At 51.5% G+C, this 13,518-nt stretch carries 15 protein-coding genes; 1 reads left to right on the forward strand and 14 read right to left on the reverse strand.

Annotated elements, in window-relative coordinates; all coding sequences use genetic code 11:
- Positions 1-765 (reverse strand): carboxymuconolactone decarboxylase family protein, encoded by a 765-nt coding sequence (locus H8S44_RS05560; RefSeq protein WP_186871646.1) that lies wholly within the window; start codon positions 763-765, stop codon positions 1-3.
- A 3-nt stretch (positions 766-768) separates the two neighbouring features.
- Positions 769-906, reverse strand: a complete 138-nt coding sequence (locus tag H8S44_RS05565) for an NAD(P)H-dependent oxidoreductase (RefSeq protein WP_243167485.1) — start codon at positions 904-906, stop codon at positions 769-771.
- Positions 907-1,012: 106 nt separating this feature from the next.
- On the opposite strand from H8S44_RS05565, the gene H8S44_RS05570 reads away from it, so the two are divergent.
- Complete coding sequence (locus H8S44_RS05570) at positions 1,013-1,450, forward strand: MerR family transcriptional regulator (RefSeq protein ID WP_186871647.1); 438 nt, start codon at positions 1,013-1,015, stop codon at positions 1,448-1,450.
- A 265-nt stretch (positions 1,451-1,715) separates the two neighbouring features.
- On the opposite strand, the gene H8S44_RS05575 is transcribed toward H8S44_RS05570, so the two are convergent.
- The 12 genes from H8S44_RS05575 to H8S44_RS05630 all read right to left on the reverse strand — a co-directional run bounded on the left by H8S44_RS05575 (position 1,716) and on the right by H8S44_RS05630 (position 13,518).
- Positions 1,716-3,107 carry an ABC transporter ATP-binding protein gene (locus tag H8S44_RS05575; protein WP_186871648.1) on the reverse strand — a complete coding sequence of 464 codons (1,392 nt, stop codon included), beginning with the start codon at positions 3,105-3,107 and terminating at the stop codon, positions 1,716-1,718.
- Positions 3,104-3,835, reverse strand: coding sequence for an energy-coupling factor transporter transmembrane component T (locus H8S44_RS05580; RefSeq protein WP_186871649.1), 732 nt, complete (start codon positions 3,833-3,835; stop codon positions 3,104-3,106). Before H8S44_RS05580 ends, H8S44_RS05575 begins: the two co-directional genes overlap by 4 nt.
- A complete protein-coding gene (locus H8S44_RS05585; protein ID WP_186871650.1) occupies positions 3,835-4,419 on the reverse strand; it encodes an MptD family putative ECF transporter S component in 585 nt (194 codons plus the stop codon). Before H8S44_RS05585 ends, H8S44_RS05580 begins: the two co-directional genes overlap by 1 nt.
- A 17-nt stretch (positions 4,420-4,436) precedes the next feature.
- Entirely contained in the window at positions 4,437-6,170 is a 1,734-nt protein-coding gene (locus tag H8S44_RS05590) for an ABC transporter ATP-binding protein (protein ID WP_186871651.1), read from the reverse strand.
- Positions 6,167-7,930, reverse strand: a complete 1,764-nt coding sequence (locus H8S44_RS05595) for an ABC transporter ATP-binding protein (RefSeq protein ID WP_186871652.1) — start codon at positions 7,928-7,930, stop codon at positions 6,167-6,169. Before H8S44_RS05595 ends, H8S44_RS05590 begins: the two co-directional genes overlap by 4 nt.
- A 7-nt stretch (positions 7,931-7,937) precedes the next feature.
- The gene (locus H8S44_RS05600) at positions 7,938-8,909 is read right to left on the reverse strand and encodes a helix-turn-helix domain-containing protein (protein ID WP_243167503.1); all 972 of its coding nucleotides are present in this window, start codon (positions 8,907-8,909) and stop codon (positions 7,938-7,940) included.
- A 222-nt stretch (positions 8,910-9,131) separates the two neighbouring features.
- The gene (locus H8S44_RS05605) at positions 9,132-10,058 is read right to left on the reverse strand and encodes a ketopantoate reductase family protein (protein ID WP_186871653.1); all 927 of its coding nucleotides are present in this window, start codon (positions 10,056-10,058) and stop codon (positions 9,132-9,134) included.
- Entirely contained in the window at positions 10,055-10,897 is an 843-nt protein-coding gene (locus tag H8S44_RS05610) for a class I SAM-dependent methyltransferase (RefSeq protein WP_186871654.1), read from the reverse strand. The genes H8S44_RS05605 and H8S44_RS05610 overlap by 4 nt, the downstream gene beginning before the upstream one ends.
- Positions 10,898-10,908: 11 nt before the next feature.
- Positions 10,909-11,493, reverse strand: coding sequence for a hypothetical protein (locus H8S44_RS05615; protein WP_243167486.1), 585 nt, complete (start codon positions 11,491-11,493; stop codon positions 10,909-10,911).
- Between the two features lie 203 nt (positions 11,494-11,696).
- A complete protein-coding gene (locus H8S44_RS05620; RefSeq protein ID WP_186871655.1) occupies positions 11,697-12,188 on the reverse strand; it encodes a hypothetical protein in 492 nt (163 codons plus the stop codon).
- A 12-nt stretch (positions 12,189-12,200) separates the two neighbouring features.
- On the reverse strand, positions 12,201-12,884 hold the full coding sequence (locus tag H8S44_RS05625; protein ID WP_186871656.1) for a class I SAM-dependent methyltransferase: 684 nt from the start codon (positions 12,882-12,884) through the stop codon (positions 12,201-12,203).
- A gap of 22 nt (positions 12,885-12,906) precedes the next feature.
- Complete coding sequence (locus tag H8S44_RS05630) at positions 12,907-13,518, reverse strand: class I SAM-dependent methyltransferase (RefSeq protein ID WP_186871657.1); 612 nt, start codon at positions 13,516-13,518, stop codon at positions 12,907-12,909.

Raw genomic sequence — 13,518 nt, forward strand, 5'->3', positions numbered from 1 at the left:
TCAGACCTCCTTGCCTGTTACCTTAAGATATACTGTGTTGTCCACGGCTTCCAACCATTCATTGTAGGTTTCATCCCCTGGAACCTCTACCGCCAGGTGAGAGAACCAGCTATCCGGTGCTGCGCCATGCCAGTGCTTTACGCCAACAGGAATATTTACTACACTGCCGGGACGCAGCTCCTGTGCCGGTTTGCCCCATTCCTGATAGTAACCTCGTCCGGCCACGCAGACGAGGATCTGTCCGCCGCCGCTTTTGGCATGATGAATATGCCAGTTGTTGCGGCAGCCGGGTTCAAAGGTCACATTGTAAATACCGACTTGCTGCGTAGAAAGTGGTGCGAGATAGCTTTGTCCGATAAAATATTTCGCAAAGGCGTCAGTGGGTGCGCCGATGGGAAAGACCATTTCATTCTGATGCTTGGCTTTTGCATCGGCGGCGTCGTCTTCCGCCCATACCTCCTTTGCCATACGGAAAGCCGCCCATGCCTTGGGCCAGCCCGCATAAAATGCCGCATGAGTCAGAATCTCCGCAATTTCCGTTTTGGTCACGCCGTTGTTCTTTGCGGTTGTCAGATGGTACTGAAAGGACGAATCCGTCAGTCCCTGTGCCATCAGCGCCACCACTGTTACAATGCTGCGGTCCCGCAGGGAAAGCTTGTCTTCCCTGCTCCACACCTGTCCGAACAGCACATCATCATTCAATTCCGCAAATTTGAGAGCAAATTCCCCCAGAGCTTTTCTGCCTGCCGTTTGTTTGATTGCCATAGCTCACACCTCCTTGCGCAGATATACGGTTTCTACCTGATTGCCTGCCTCCCGTGCGCCCTTGGCAAATGCTGTCGCCAGCGTTTCGGAGTTGCCGCCCTTACGGGGACTTAAGGAAATGATTAGTACCTTTTTATTCATCGTAGAACACTCCTTGCATTTTTATATTCTTTGTGTTATTCTCATAGTAATACCTAAACCTGACTTTAGGTCAAGATATTTTTTGAAAATTTTGGGAGGGAAATTTATGTATTCAATTGGACAGGTGGCAGAGATGTTCGGATTGCCTATCTCCACGCTGCGCTATTATGATAAACAGGGACTTTTTCCGAACATGGAACGGGTGTCCGGCATCCGCAAATTCGGTGACACGGAGATTGAAGCACTCCGGGTCATTGAATGTCTGAAAAAGGCTGGCATGGAGATCAAGGACATCCGGCAATTCATGGATTGGTGTGTGGAAGGGCCGTCCACCTACCCACAACGCAAGGCACTGTTTGAGGAACAACGGTCGCACATGGAGGCAGAGCTTGAGCAGATGAACCGGACGCTGGATATGCTGAAATTCAAATGCTGGTACTATGAGCAGGCAATCAAAGACGGCAGTGAGGACAGACTAAAGTCACTGATTCCTGACCGCTTGCCGGAGGAAATCCGAAAAGCATATGAAAATGCGCATAGCTAACCTTTCCCGTACTATGTATCGTCTGATTCAGAGCAAAAAATACCCCGTTGGTTTCCCAACGAGGCATGTGATGCTTGCAGATAGACAAATTGCTTGCTTCTACACGCATTTACCCTTCTCTCGTATAATAAAAAAGAAGGAAGTGCAGCTAATGTTAACATTCGTTAATTAAAGCAGCCAGGCTTTTCTTCAAGCGCATATAGCGTGGAACAGAATCATGTCGGACAGTTCATCTGCAAGTTGGATTCCTTTTCTTGCTACAGGATTAAATCACCGTCCCGTTCTCGATACAAACAATATGATCGCAGCAGCGCTGAATCAACTCCGGGTCGTGGGTCACGATCAGCACGGTCTGGTTGCCTTTCAGAGAAGAAAGCAACGCCGCCGTTTGCTCCATGTGGCGGAAGTCAAGACCGCTGGTAGGCTCGTCAAAGATCAGGATCTCTTTTCCAGCCAGAATGGCAGACGCAATGGCTACCCGCTGCTTTTGTCCACCGGACAGGCTCATGGGATGGCGTTCCCGCAGATGGGACAGATCCAGCATCTCCAAAACACGTTCAACATCTGAACTATTTTCCGACCGCATCCCAAGCTGGACTTCGTCAGCTACTGTTTCGCAGAACAGTTGGTGGTTCACATCCTGCATGACCATGTAGCAGTTTTTCAGCAGCTGTTTGTTTTTCCAAAGCTGTCCGTTTATCTTGACCTGCCCTTTGAACTTCTTCTCCAGTCCGCACAGGCAGCGGGAAAAGGTGGACTTGCCCGCACCATTGGGACCGACAAGCGCAATAATACCGTCCAAAGGCAGGGAAAGATGAGGAATATTCAGCACCGGTGTTCCATCGTAAGAAAAGCAAAAGTTTTGCAGCTGCATCGTTTCGGTTTCCGGAACACTGTTCTGTACCGGTGCTATCTTCTCATCGCGCAAGGATCGAAGTCCCATTTGATGAAGCTGTTCTGTGGAATACTGTGCAAATGCCTGCATAGAAAGGTCGAAAGCTACCTGTCCATCCTTCATGCAGATCACCCGGTCACAGAGATCGCGGAGCCACGACAGCCGGTGCTCCGCGATCACAATGGTCTTACCTTCCGCTTTCCATCCGAGCAGTGTCTGCTTCAGCTCCTCAATAGCGTGAACGTCCAGATTGGAGGTAGGCTCATCCAGCACCATCACCTCCGGGCGCAGAGCCGAAACGGAGGCGCAGGAAATCTTCTGCTTTTCTCCGCCAGAGAGTTCAAAGATGCTGCGCCCTAACAGTTTTTCTATGTTTAGCTCCCTCGCTGCTTCGTCTACACGGGAGAGTATCTCGTCTTCCAGCATTCCCATGTTCTCGCAGCCAAAGGCCAGCTCACTGGTGGTGTCCACGCAGAAAAACTGACTGCGGGGGTTCTGGAACACGCTGCCGACGATTCTTGCCGTGTCGTAAAGCTCGGCCTCCGTCACATTCAGGCCATTTACCATGGCACATCCTTCCATCTTACCCTCATAGAAATGTGGGATCAGGCCGTTGATCAGGCGGGTAACGGTCGTCTTTCCGCTGCCGGACTCGCCGCAGAGAAGAACACATTCGCCTTCGGCAATGGTCAGGGATACATTTTTCAGGGATGGTTTTTCTGCATTTTCATGCTGAAAGCTGACTTTTTTGATCTCGATCATAGAACCCTCCCCATGATCCAAACCGCATAAGGGATCAGACAAACTACAAACAGAAGATAGTCCTGTATATGAAAGCCGATTTTGCAGATGTTGGTTCGCTTCGCCTCGCCGCCAAGTCCACGGGTTAGTGCCGCGGCAGACAGCTCCTCACCGATCTTCACGCAGCAGGTCATCAGCGGCACCAATCGGTATTCCAGCATTTTTCCCACATTCTTTCCGCCCATGTAAATTCCCCGCATCCGCATTGCGGCATTGATGGAGGCTGCCTCATCCATGACCGTGGGAAAAAATCGAAACATGACGGACAGTGGAATGATGATCTTTTCACTCAGGTGCAGGCGCAGCATAACGGCAGTGAACTCGCTGACCGTGGTAGTGGAAACCAGATAACCGCCCATCGCGATCCCCGGCAGGAAGCGGGAGAGCATTCCGCTGCACCCCAGGAGGATGAAATTGACTGCCCCCTTGGTCAGTGGGACAAGCTGCGTATAGGTCAGCCAGGACAGCAGGTAGACGAGCAGATAGGTTGCCGCCCCTTTCCACTTTTTTGCGCTCAACATCAGCACAGCGGGCATGGCACAGAGGATGGGGACGAGAGGTTCCACACTCCCGCCCCCGGCAGACCCCAACACGAACAGGGCGATGTCGAAGAGCATCACCAGCTTCGTCCTGGGGTCCAGCACCAAACCTCTGTTTTGAATGCTGGCCTGCAGGATTCCCCGAGCCATCAGACGATGCCCGCCTTGACAAAGTGCTTTTTCAACAGCGCCTTGCCCAACAGTGCGCCCAGCATACCGCACACAAAGGCGGCTATGATCAACACGGGAGCCGTCCAGGGCTGCATGATGTTTCCCAGCGTATTGATATATTCTGCGCCAAAGCTCTGGCGGGTGGAGAAATAGCCCTCCCTGTCGATATACAGCGGCAGATAGTTACCAAACAGAAGAACGCAGAAGGTTCCATAGCTGAGAATGCTTTTCTTCCCACTGGCGTAGCTGCCGCTTTTTGCGATCAGGTCAGCCAGAAAGCCGAACACTACGCCAAAGAGAATAGGCCAGAATCCCATACCGGTGACGCATAGATAAATACCAACAATGGTCGCCATAATGGTGATCATTCCGAACTTCTTGACCTTGGTATAGAACAGCATCATGGGAACGCCGAGGATGATCGGTACGATCACCGTCAGCATGGGCATCATGATAGGAATATATCCTAACATGGAAATACAAGTCATTAAGACACAGTAGATCGCTGCGTAAATGCCAATGTTAATCAAGTCTTTTCCTTTGAGTTTCTGATTGTTTTTCATCGCTATTTCCTCCTTCTTTATACCTTCCAGCCCACAGCCTGTTCACGAGATTCCACAAACCGACGATAGATACCGCCTTGCTCCATGAGCTGCTCGTGCGTGCCGCTTTGGGCGATTCGGCCTTTGTCGATGACCAAAATGTTATCCGCGTGGCGGACGGTTTTCAGCCTGTGGGCAATCATCAGAATGGTCTTTTCTTTTGTCAGGGCTTCAATGGCAGCGGTTAGCTCCTGCTCGCTTTCCGGGTCTACATTCGCAGTCGCTTCGTCCAGGATGATGATAGGAGCATCCTTCATAATGGCTCTGGCAATGGAAATACGCTGCTTCTCTCCGCCGGAGAGACTGGCCCCACCCTCACCGATGACCGTATCATAACCATCCGGCAATGCCATAATGAAATCATGGCAACAGGCTTTCCTGGACGCCTCGATGACCTTTTCCATAGGAGCATCCGACTGGCCGAAGCGAATGTTATTGGCAATGGTATCCTGGAACAGATACACGCTCTGGAACACAAAACTGAAATTGCGCATCAGACTGTCCATGCTGTATTCCCGTACATCCACACCGCCAATCTTCACGCATCCCTTGTCCACATCCCAGAATCGGGAAATCAGATGGCAAAGGGTGGTCTTTCCTCCACCGGAAGGGCCGACGATTGCTGTGGTGGTGTGTTGCGGAATATGGATGGATACCCCATCAATGATCTTTCGCTTGTCATAGGAAAACTCTGCGTTTTCCACATCGATGTCATAGCTGGAGGGAATGATATCCTTTCCGTCAATGTCCATCGTGGGCATATCCAGCACCGCCTGCGCCTTGCCCACATACAAATCCACATTGCGCAGCAGAGCGGAATAGTTGCCCGCCGTGTCCAGCGCACCAAACAGGATGAACGCCGCAAGGATCATGACCACAGCATTCAGCAGTTCCATCGTTCCGTTCAAGTAAAATGCCACGGATATAATGGCCACCACCACGCCGAGGAGCTTGGCCGTAAGGTTTTGCAGAAACATAATGGGTACAAAAGCCATTTCAGCCTTGGTATTCGCCGCGCTGTTTTCATCAATGGCTTCATTCAAAGCCCTGCTCTTTTTCCCTGTCAGATTGTAGGCCTTAACCTCTGCAATGCCCTGAACATACTCCAGCACCTTTTCCACCAACTTGCGGTCAGAGGAATCCTTGAGCGGTGCAATCGTTTTGGATTTCTTTTGGAGCAGCGAGTTGATGGCAAAGTACAGCAATACACCCAAAACGGCGATGCCGCCGATTCGCAGGTCAAAAAGAAGGATCATAAGGACTACGAAGATGGTGGTCAGGATTCCCTGCGTCACCATCATGACCACACGGGTCGCCACATCCGCCAACGCTTCCATACTGTTAGTGGCAACTGAGGTGATGTAGCCAAGGCTGTTTCGATTAAAATATCCCATAGGCAGATACTTCAAATGCTCGGCGATTTCAATGCGCTTGTCTGCGCAGGTACCATAGCCCGCCTCGCACTGAAGCATGGTGGAACGGTAATTCGCAAAGGCGTTGCCCGCTACGCTCAGCAGCATGATGTCGAAGGAGAGCAGGATGTGCTGTACGGTCAGATCACCCGACAGTACCCCGTGCAGAGTCACGGCGATGGCCGGGATTTTCATAGCCTCAAAGATGGCTTTCAGTACTCCAAGGAAAATGGAGCGGATAAATTTGTGCCGGTTTTCTTTTCCGCTGAACGTAAAGAACCGTCTGAATATCTGGATCATTCCTGCGCACCTCCTTCCACGGTGTCCCGAACGGAGATATGAGAACGCCACATCTGGGCATACAATTCATCCTGTGCCAGCAACTCCTCATGCGTTCCACTGGTACGAATTTTTCCGTCCTCTACCACAAAGATCTGGTCGCTGTTTGTGATGGTAGACAGGCGGTGAGCGATCACGATCAAGGTCTTGCCCTTGGTCAGCTTTGCCACCGCCGATTGAATCATGGCTTCGTTTTCCGGGTCAGTAAAAGCAGTGGCTTCATCCAGAATAATAATGGGCGCGTTTTTCAACATAGCTCTGGCAATGGCGATCCGCTGCCGCTCACCACCGGAGAGATGCCCGCCTGCGCCGCCGACCACGGTATCGTAGCCATTTTCAAGGCCCAGGATAAACGCATGGCATCCACATGCTTTGGCCGCTTCCATCACCTCAGCATCGGTGGCGTTCTGCTTGCCCATGCGGATATTTTCCATAACTGTGGTATCAAAAAGAAAGTTGTCCTGGGATACATAGGCAATATAGCGATGATAGTCCTCCTGCGTCAGCTTCCGTATATCCACGCCGCCTAGGGTAATACTGCCGCCGCTTACATCCCACAGCGATGCGACCAGCCTGGCGATCGTGGATTTTCCGCTGCCGGAGGGCCCAACCAGGGCATTGACGGTACCCTCTCTGATCTCCAGATTGATACCGTGAAGCACTTCCTTCTCGTGATATCCGAAGGTCACATCTTTGAGCTTAATATCCTTGGACTGAGGCTGGCTGGCAGATGTGTCCGGCCGCTTCATGTCCTCCAACGTCAGCAGAGATGTCACCTCACCGATGATGGTACTCAGCTTTGCAAGATCATCGCCGTAAGACATGACGGTGATGAGCGGTGCGATCAGGCCAACGGAAAAAAGAATGACCTGAATGAAAGTACCTGCGTCCAGCGTCCCAGCTCGGAATAGCAGACCGCCGATGGGAAGCACTGCGATCATGGTAGCCGGGAAGATAGACATGGCAAGGCAGAAATAGATATTGCACCTCCGCATCCACTCCACATAGCAGCTTGCGCCCTCTTTCGCCGCCACCACAAATTTATCGTAGGAGCTTTGCGCCTTACCGAAGGCTTTGATGACCTCGATGCCGTTGATATATTCCACGGCAGTATCATTGAGAATTTTTGTCTTATTTATGGTATTCTGATAGCTTTCCTCATAGTCACGGGTCATGAGGGCATAGCAGCCAAAACCAATCGGAACCGTTGCCAATACCGCCAACGCCATCCGCCAATCCAGAATAAACAAATACACCAAAAGAGCGATAGGCACCAGCAGATTGGATGTAAACTCCGGTATGATATGTGCCATAGTCGTTTCGATGCTGTCAATACGCTCCACCAGTACATTTTTGATGGAGCCGGAGGGGATGTCCAGCACCGTGCCCAAAGGCACACGGGAGAGTTTCGCGCAGACCCGCTTGCGTATGGTGCCCAGCACAGCGAAGGTTGCTTTATGAGAGAGTGTGGTGGAAATGCTATGAAATCCGCAGTGCCCCAACCACAGGACTGCCATAACAAGACAGTTTTTTATGTATATGCTCATGTCCCTGCATCCACCCAGGAGATCTGAGATGATGCCTGCCATCACAAAATAGGGCAAAATGCCGCAGACCACGCCACAAACCGCGCTTAGAACGCTGAGCACGTATTGCGGTCGATGTTGTCCTGCAAAATCCCATATCCACGATGGCACGGAGCGTCTTGATTGTTTTTCCATGGTTTTCTTACCTCCTGTCATTTCGATATTCAGCAGGGGACATACCAAGGAGTTCCTTGAATGCCGCTGCAAATTTACTCGGGTTGTCGTAGCCAACGCTGGCCGCCACATCAATAATTTTCTTTTTTCTGTCAGTAACCAGCATGGAAGCCGCTACATTCATTTTGTAGGTGCGAATGTAGGTATAAATAGGACTGCCGTAGACACCCTTAAAGCCGGTTTTCAGTGCGCCCACGCTGATGTCAAAACGCTTAGCCAGTTCTTCCGTAGTGTAATTCACAGAGAGTTCTTCCGTCAGCAGCTTGTGGACAGACTTGATCTTCTCTATTTGACTGGAATAGAAATAAGGGCGCTCATCCCGATAATCGACAAGTTCCAGCGCGCCCAGGAACACCAGAAGCTCCATGACCTTTATTTTAAAATAATCCATGCGGATTTTCGATGGAACATGATAAAGCTCAGAAAATATATGCTCGATGGCACTGTTTTGACGCAAAATGTATAGTCTGTCTCCGCTGCAGAATTTCTGCGCTAAGGAGGCAATATCAACGGAAATCGTTGGCATTTCCTCATCGATGGCCTTTTCCGCCTGCTCCATAAAAAAGCCGATTGTAATCCCGTGGTAGTGGGAAAGAGGAAAATCCACATCGCCGGTATGATGTACACGCCGGTCAACGCGCATATCCCCGGCCTCTATATAATAGTGGAGATCCTGTTCCGTTCTGTGTTCCATGCGCCCTTCCCGGCAATGGTCGATACACAGAAGGTTTGCGCAGCTTGTAAACCGACTGTAGCAGTGGGCAAGGTGAAAATCGTTATACATAAGATAGACACCGTCAAATACGCGGTAGATGGTCATCAATCCGTCACCGCTGGGTTCATTCAGACGCAGAACCTTGCATTCTTCTGTTTCCACCACTTCTTCGATATTGTCTCCAAAATCAGCCCCGCGGAACATTTTCCATGGGTCCGTTACCATTTCCAAAAACACCCCCTTTTTCGGTTAGGATTTGCTAACTTGCATTGATTAAGAAAAGCCGTACCATGCGGCTTTCCGAACTATTATATCAGACCAACGCTTGAGCGCTCTGCTCCGATTTGCTTTTTCTGCTCCATTTGGAAAGGAAAATCGACTTTCTACAACTTTTAACCGAAGAATCTCCAAACAGCGCCCACATTCCAAAGGGCATTCCAGCGTATTTCATTGCAGATACCTCCCGGCTTCCGCTTCCAGTGCCTGCCACACCGGGTAGGCTACGCCGTTCGCATCGAAAAATTTCTTAAGATCCCGGTTCAGCGCACTCATTTCATCGATGGCGTTCATTGCGTGGTCGGAGGCGCAGAGTTTGCCCAGCGAGGTGGCACACATCAGCTTGAAAAAGCGCAGGCAGGTCTTGCGGTATTTCTCCCCTTCAAAGTCTGCATCCTCCTTGGGCAGAATGGTATGCCCGGCATCTCGGATGGCGCGGTATCCCTCGATGTTGGCATCCAGCACACGGTTCAGGTACGCGGTATCTCCCCTGAGCTTTTTCAGGTCGCCGTCTGTCTTATAGCAGGCGAAGGCCGCAGGCATCACAAACGCGGCATGGCAGAGCAGATAGTCCTCCATGTTCGGCTCGTAAACAACCTTATATTTTGTGCCGTGGAAGATGCACCTGATCAGCTGTTTATTGGAGATTGCACCCGGCAGCTGTCCGATGGTGATCTTTTTCAGGTCGATGGAGACCACCCGGTCAACCTCCCGATGCCCCGCAGAAAGCGCAAAGGCAAACAGGACGTTCTTCCCCGGCAGCGCCGCCGCCAGCGCCCTCGCCTGCACATTGTTCCCCACAAAAACGATGTTCTTCGTCCGGTTCGCCCGCAGCGTGTCCAGAGCGGAATCCAGCTGTGTATAGCGCAGGACCACAAAGATCACATCGTACATTGCATCCGGTGCAAGTTCAGTCACCACCGGAATGCGGCTGACCGAGGTGCGGAGCGAAAATTTGTCCTTGATCCGCAGGCCGTTCTGCTTGATCTCCGCAGCCCAGTTTCCCCGCGCAAGCAGAGTGACATCCTTTCCGGCGCGCAGCAGATTTCTTGCCAGATTGCACCCCAGAACGCCTGCACCATATACCAGAATTTTCATTTCTTGCCTCCAAATCTGATCTTCACGATCTGCATTTTCATCCCGTTGTCCCCGACCTTGGCGAGAAATCGGAAAAAGCCGCTGACGGAAGGGTCTTTCAAATCGTTGTACCCCAGCATATAGCCCCTGCTGGATACCCGTAACCGGCTGTCCCACTCGCCAATCTCCTTGGGAGCATCCGAAACCGCGAAATACGCGCCCACATCCTTGATTTTCGCCGTCCTGAGCCACGTTTTGGCGATCATCTTCACCGCCGTACGGTTGGCAGCATCAAAGACCAGCACTCCGCCGGGGAAAGCGTCCGCCATCCCCTGCACCAGTTCCCGAACCTGCTCCGTCAGGAAGTAATAGAACACCCCGGAGGTAAAGAACACCGCCCCGCCGGAGGCATCGATCTTGTCAAACCATGCGGGGTCTTTCAGGTTGCAGGGGATGTTTTGCTCCCGCTCCCCGGCGGGCAGCAGCTGCTGCCGCAGGGCAATCACATCCGGGAAATCCAGATTGTAGATCTTGCATCTACCATTGTCGCAGGCTCTACCGGTGTTATCCAGCCCGCAGCCCAGATTGACCACTGCCGCACAGGGGTGATTTTTCAGGTACGCCTGCACTTCAAAGGCAAGGTCATTCTGCCGCATGGCGACCTCCAGCGCACCGAAACGCTGCATCAGGCCGCGGGAGTTTTTCTCCGCCTCTGAAAAATCGTAGTCGATCTGGTCGATCAGACGCACCGCCGTTTCGTCCTGGTAAAGGTTCGGATACAACTCCGTACACAGCTTTCGGGAATACAGCGGGAGAATCAGCGTTTCCTGCACGGTGTTTTTCTCGATTTTGTATTTCATATCGGGTCCTCTCACTTTCTGATAAACGGGAGCTTCGGCATACCGTCATGCGCAGCGATATATGTCAGCATTTCAGCAAAGCCTTGCGGGTCACGAATCTGATATTGCATATGATCGTATCCCTCAAACACGGGATAATGGCCGCAGGGGTAGGCTTCCATCACTGCTTGACGGTATTTGAAATGATCTTCTATACTGCCAAACTCGAAATAGGTATGTTTTTGCAATTCTTTTGAAAGCGGCGGAAAGGGTTTATCCTCCAGACTGTCCGAAATCTGCCGCCGCAAATTTGTATAGGTCAGATTTTTTCCTGCGTCTATAAAATACGACTTTATGGAATCGTCGTCACACCACAGTATCTTTTTCAGTGTGCCGCCCTTCGACCAATATAGGCTCTTGATGGCAAAATACAGAAACGGCGTCATAACGCGGCGCGTTCCTTTTGCGATTTGCGCAAACTGCCCGCCGTCAAAGAAAACGTGTCCGATGGGCAGCTTCGTGCCTGTTAAAAAAGCCATGGCAAGGTCGGCACCGATTGAGGAAGCCACAACCAGTTCAAGATGTTCCACTCCCTGCGATTTCAGATATGCTTCCACCTGACGAACCTCGTCCGCCTTGCTGACATATTTCTGCCCTTTGCAGTACACCGTGGAAGTAGGCAGAATACAGAAATACCGATGCTGTAAATAGTTTGCAACCGGTTCGCTGCTCTCCCCCGTCACGCCCATTGCGTGAAAAAACAAAACAGCGGGAGCATTCCGATTTCCCAATGTCTTAAACTTCATTGTCTCTCCTTTCCTCAGTAAATAAAAGCCATCATAAGGACCGCCAGCACCGCTGCTATACCTGCCATACCCACCGTGCCGAAAAGCCACTTTTTCTGCTTGTCTTTTGCGGTGATGTAGGGCTTCAGATTCTCTGTTCCGGGAATCGTCCATGCGTTCGTGTGCCCCACCCAGTAGCCATCGATCAAAAAGCGGTCGATCAGATTCATAACGGACAAGATGACCAGCAGCTGCCAGAAGCCCTGAACGAAGCCCTTTGCGCCGTTGAGCGCATAGACGCAGACCAGCACATAGGCGATGTATCCGGGGACGCAGACAGCTTTGAAAATCAAAGCATTTCGCTTGATTTTCGCGTGTGTTGTAAGTCCCAGCGTTACGCACCGCTCCTGCACCTCCTGGCTGTAAAGATGCACCATGCCCACCGCGCCCTTGCGGATACCCACGGCGCAGACGAGAACCAGCAGGATTCCCAGCCCAAGACCCTCCAGAATCGTTTGTAAAATCATCCCTGTTTCTCCTTATTCTGCTTTCCGGCAGACAAACCATACCATGCTCTTCACGGTTCCCAGTGTTACGGCTGCGTACCGTTTTTCCAACCGTTTTTTCAAGCTGGCGGTCGTTTCATAGGGCGGCGTGAAGAACCCCGTCTTTTCATATATGTGCCGGACAAACCAATCCGTCCGCTTCTGTTCGCCCTTTACATAAAAGCAGCCGCAGAAGGTACCGCCGGGTTTTAAGACCCGAAACACTTCCCGATAAGCAGTCTCTTTATCCGGGAACGCATGAAAGCCATTCAGCGACAACACAATATCAAAGACGCTGTCCACATACGGAAGTGCACCCACATCGCCCTGCCGGAAGGTCACATTTTTCAGGTGCAAGCGGTCTGCCTTTTCCTGCGCCTGTCCCATCATATCTGCGGAGTAATCCAGACAGGTGATGTCCGCTTTTGGCAGCGTCTTGTAAAGCGGCATGGTCAGAATGCCGGTGCCCACCGGTACCTCCAGCAGCTTGCCGGAAAAATGCTCCGGGATGCCGGACAGTGCCTTTTCCAGATAGGCATCGTTTTCCACCTTATTCATGTCCCACACCAGACGGCACACCGCTTTCCCGCTCAGGGTGGAGCAGGTGATCATACCATCATAAAAATTGTTGCCACCTGTCAACCGATAGGCACCGCGGATTGCTTCTTTTCGTTCCATGCTCCGTCCTCCTTACACTATTTCACCGCTTTTGCGCCGTGACACACAGCCAGCCCTTTTTATTTTTGTGACTCTGAACCCTGCCAAAGCCTGCTTGCTCCAGATACACTTTCAGATCAGCATCCGTGTAGATGGTCATACCGTTAATGATTTGCGTCCATTTGTCGTCTTTTGCTGTTTCGCCGTTTGCTTCGTTACAGATGAAGAAAGTCCCGCCGGGCTTCAGCACCCGATAGACCTCTCTGAAATTTTGCGCAAGCTCCGGCCAGAAATAGACCGTTTCAAATGCGGTCACTACATCAAACTGCTCCGCTTCAAACGGCAACTCTGCTACACTTGCCTGCTGCACAGTACACTGCCCTGCTGCAATGGCACCTGCATTGACCTTTCGCGCTTTTTCTACACTGACTGCCGAATAGTCGATGCCCTGCACCTTGCCCTTGGGACACAGCTTCAGCAGCGTTTTGATGTTCGCTCCACCGCCGCAGCCGCAGTCCAGCACCATGGCATCCGGGGCAGGCTGCAAAAAATGCAATCCCCACGCTGCCATTGCGCTGTGCCCAAAGTTCATCATAGCAACCATGATCTTCCCGCTAAAGCCTACGGGCTTGCGGGTGTTTTCAAAGAAGGACAT

Origin of the sequence: Anaerosacchariphilus hominis, from assembly GCF_014290175.1 — a bacterium.
Taxonomy (GTDB): Bacteria; Bacillota; Clostridia; order Lachnospirales; family Lachnospiraceae; genus Laedolimicola; species Laedolimicola hominis.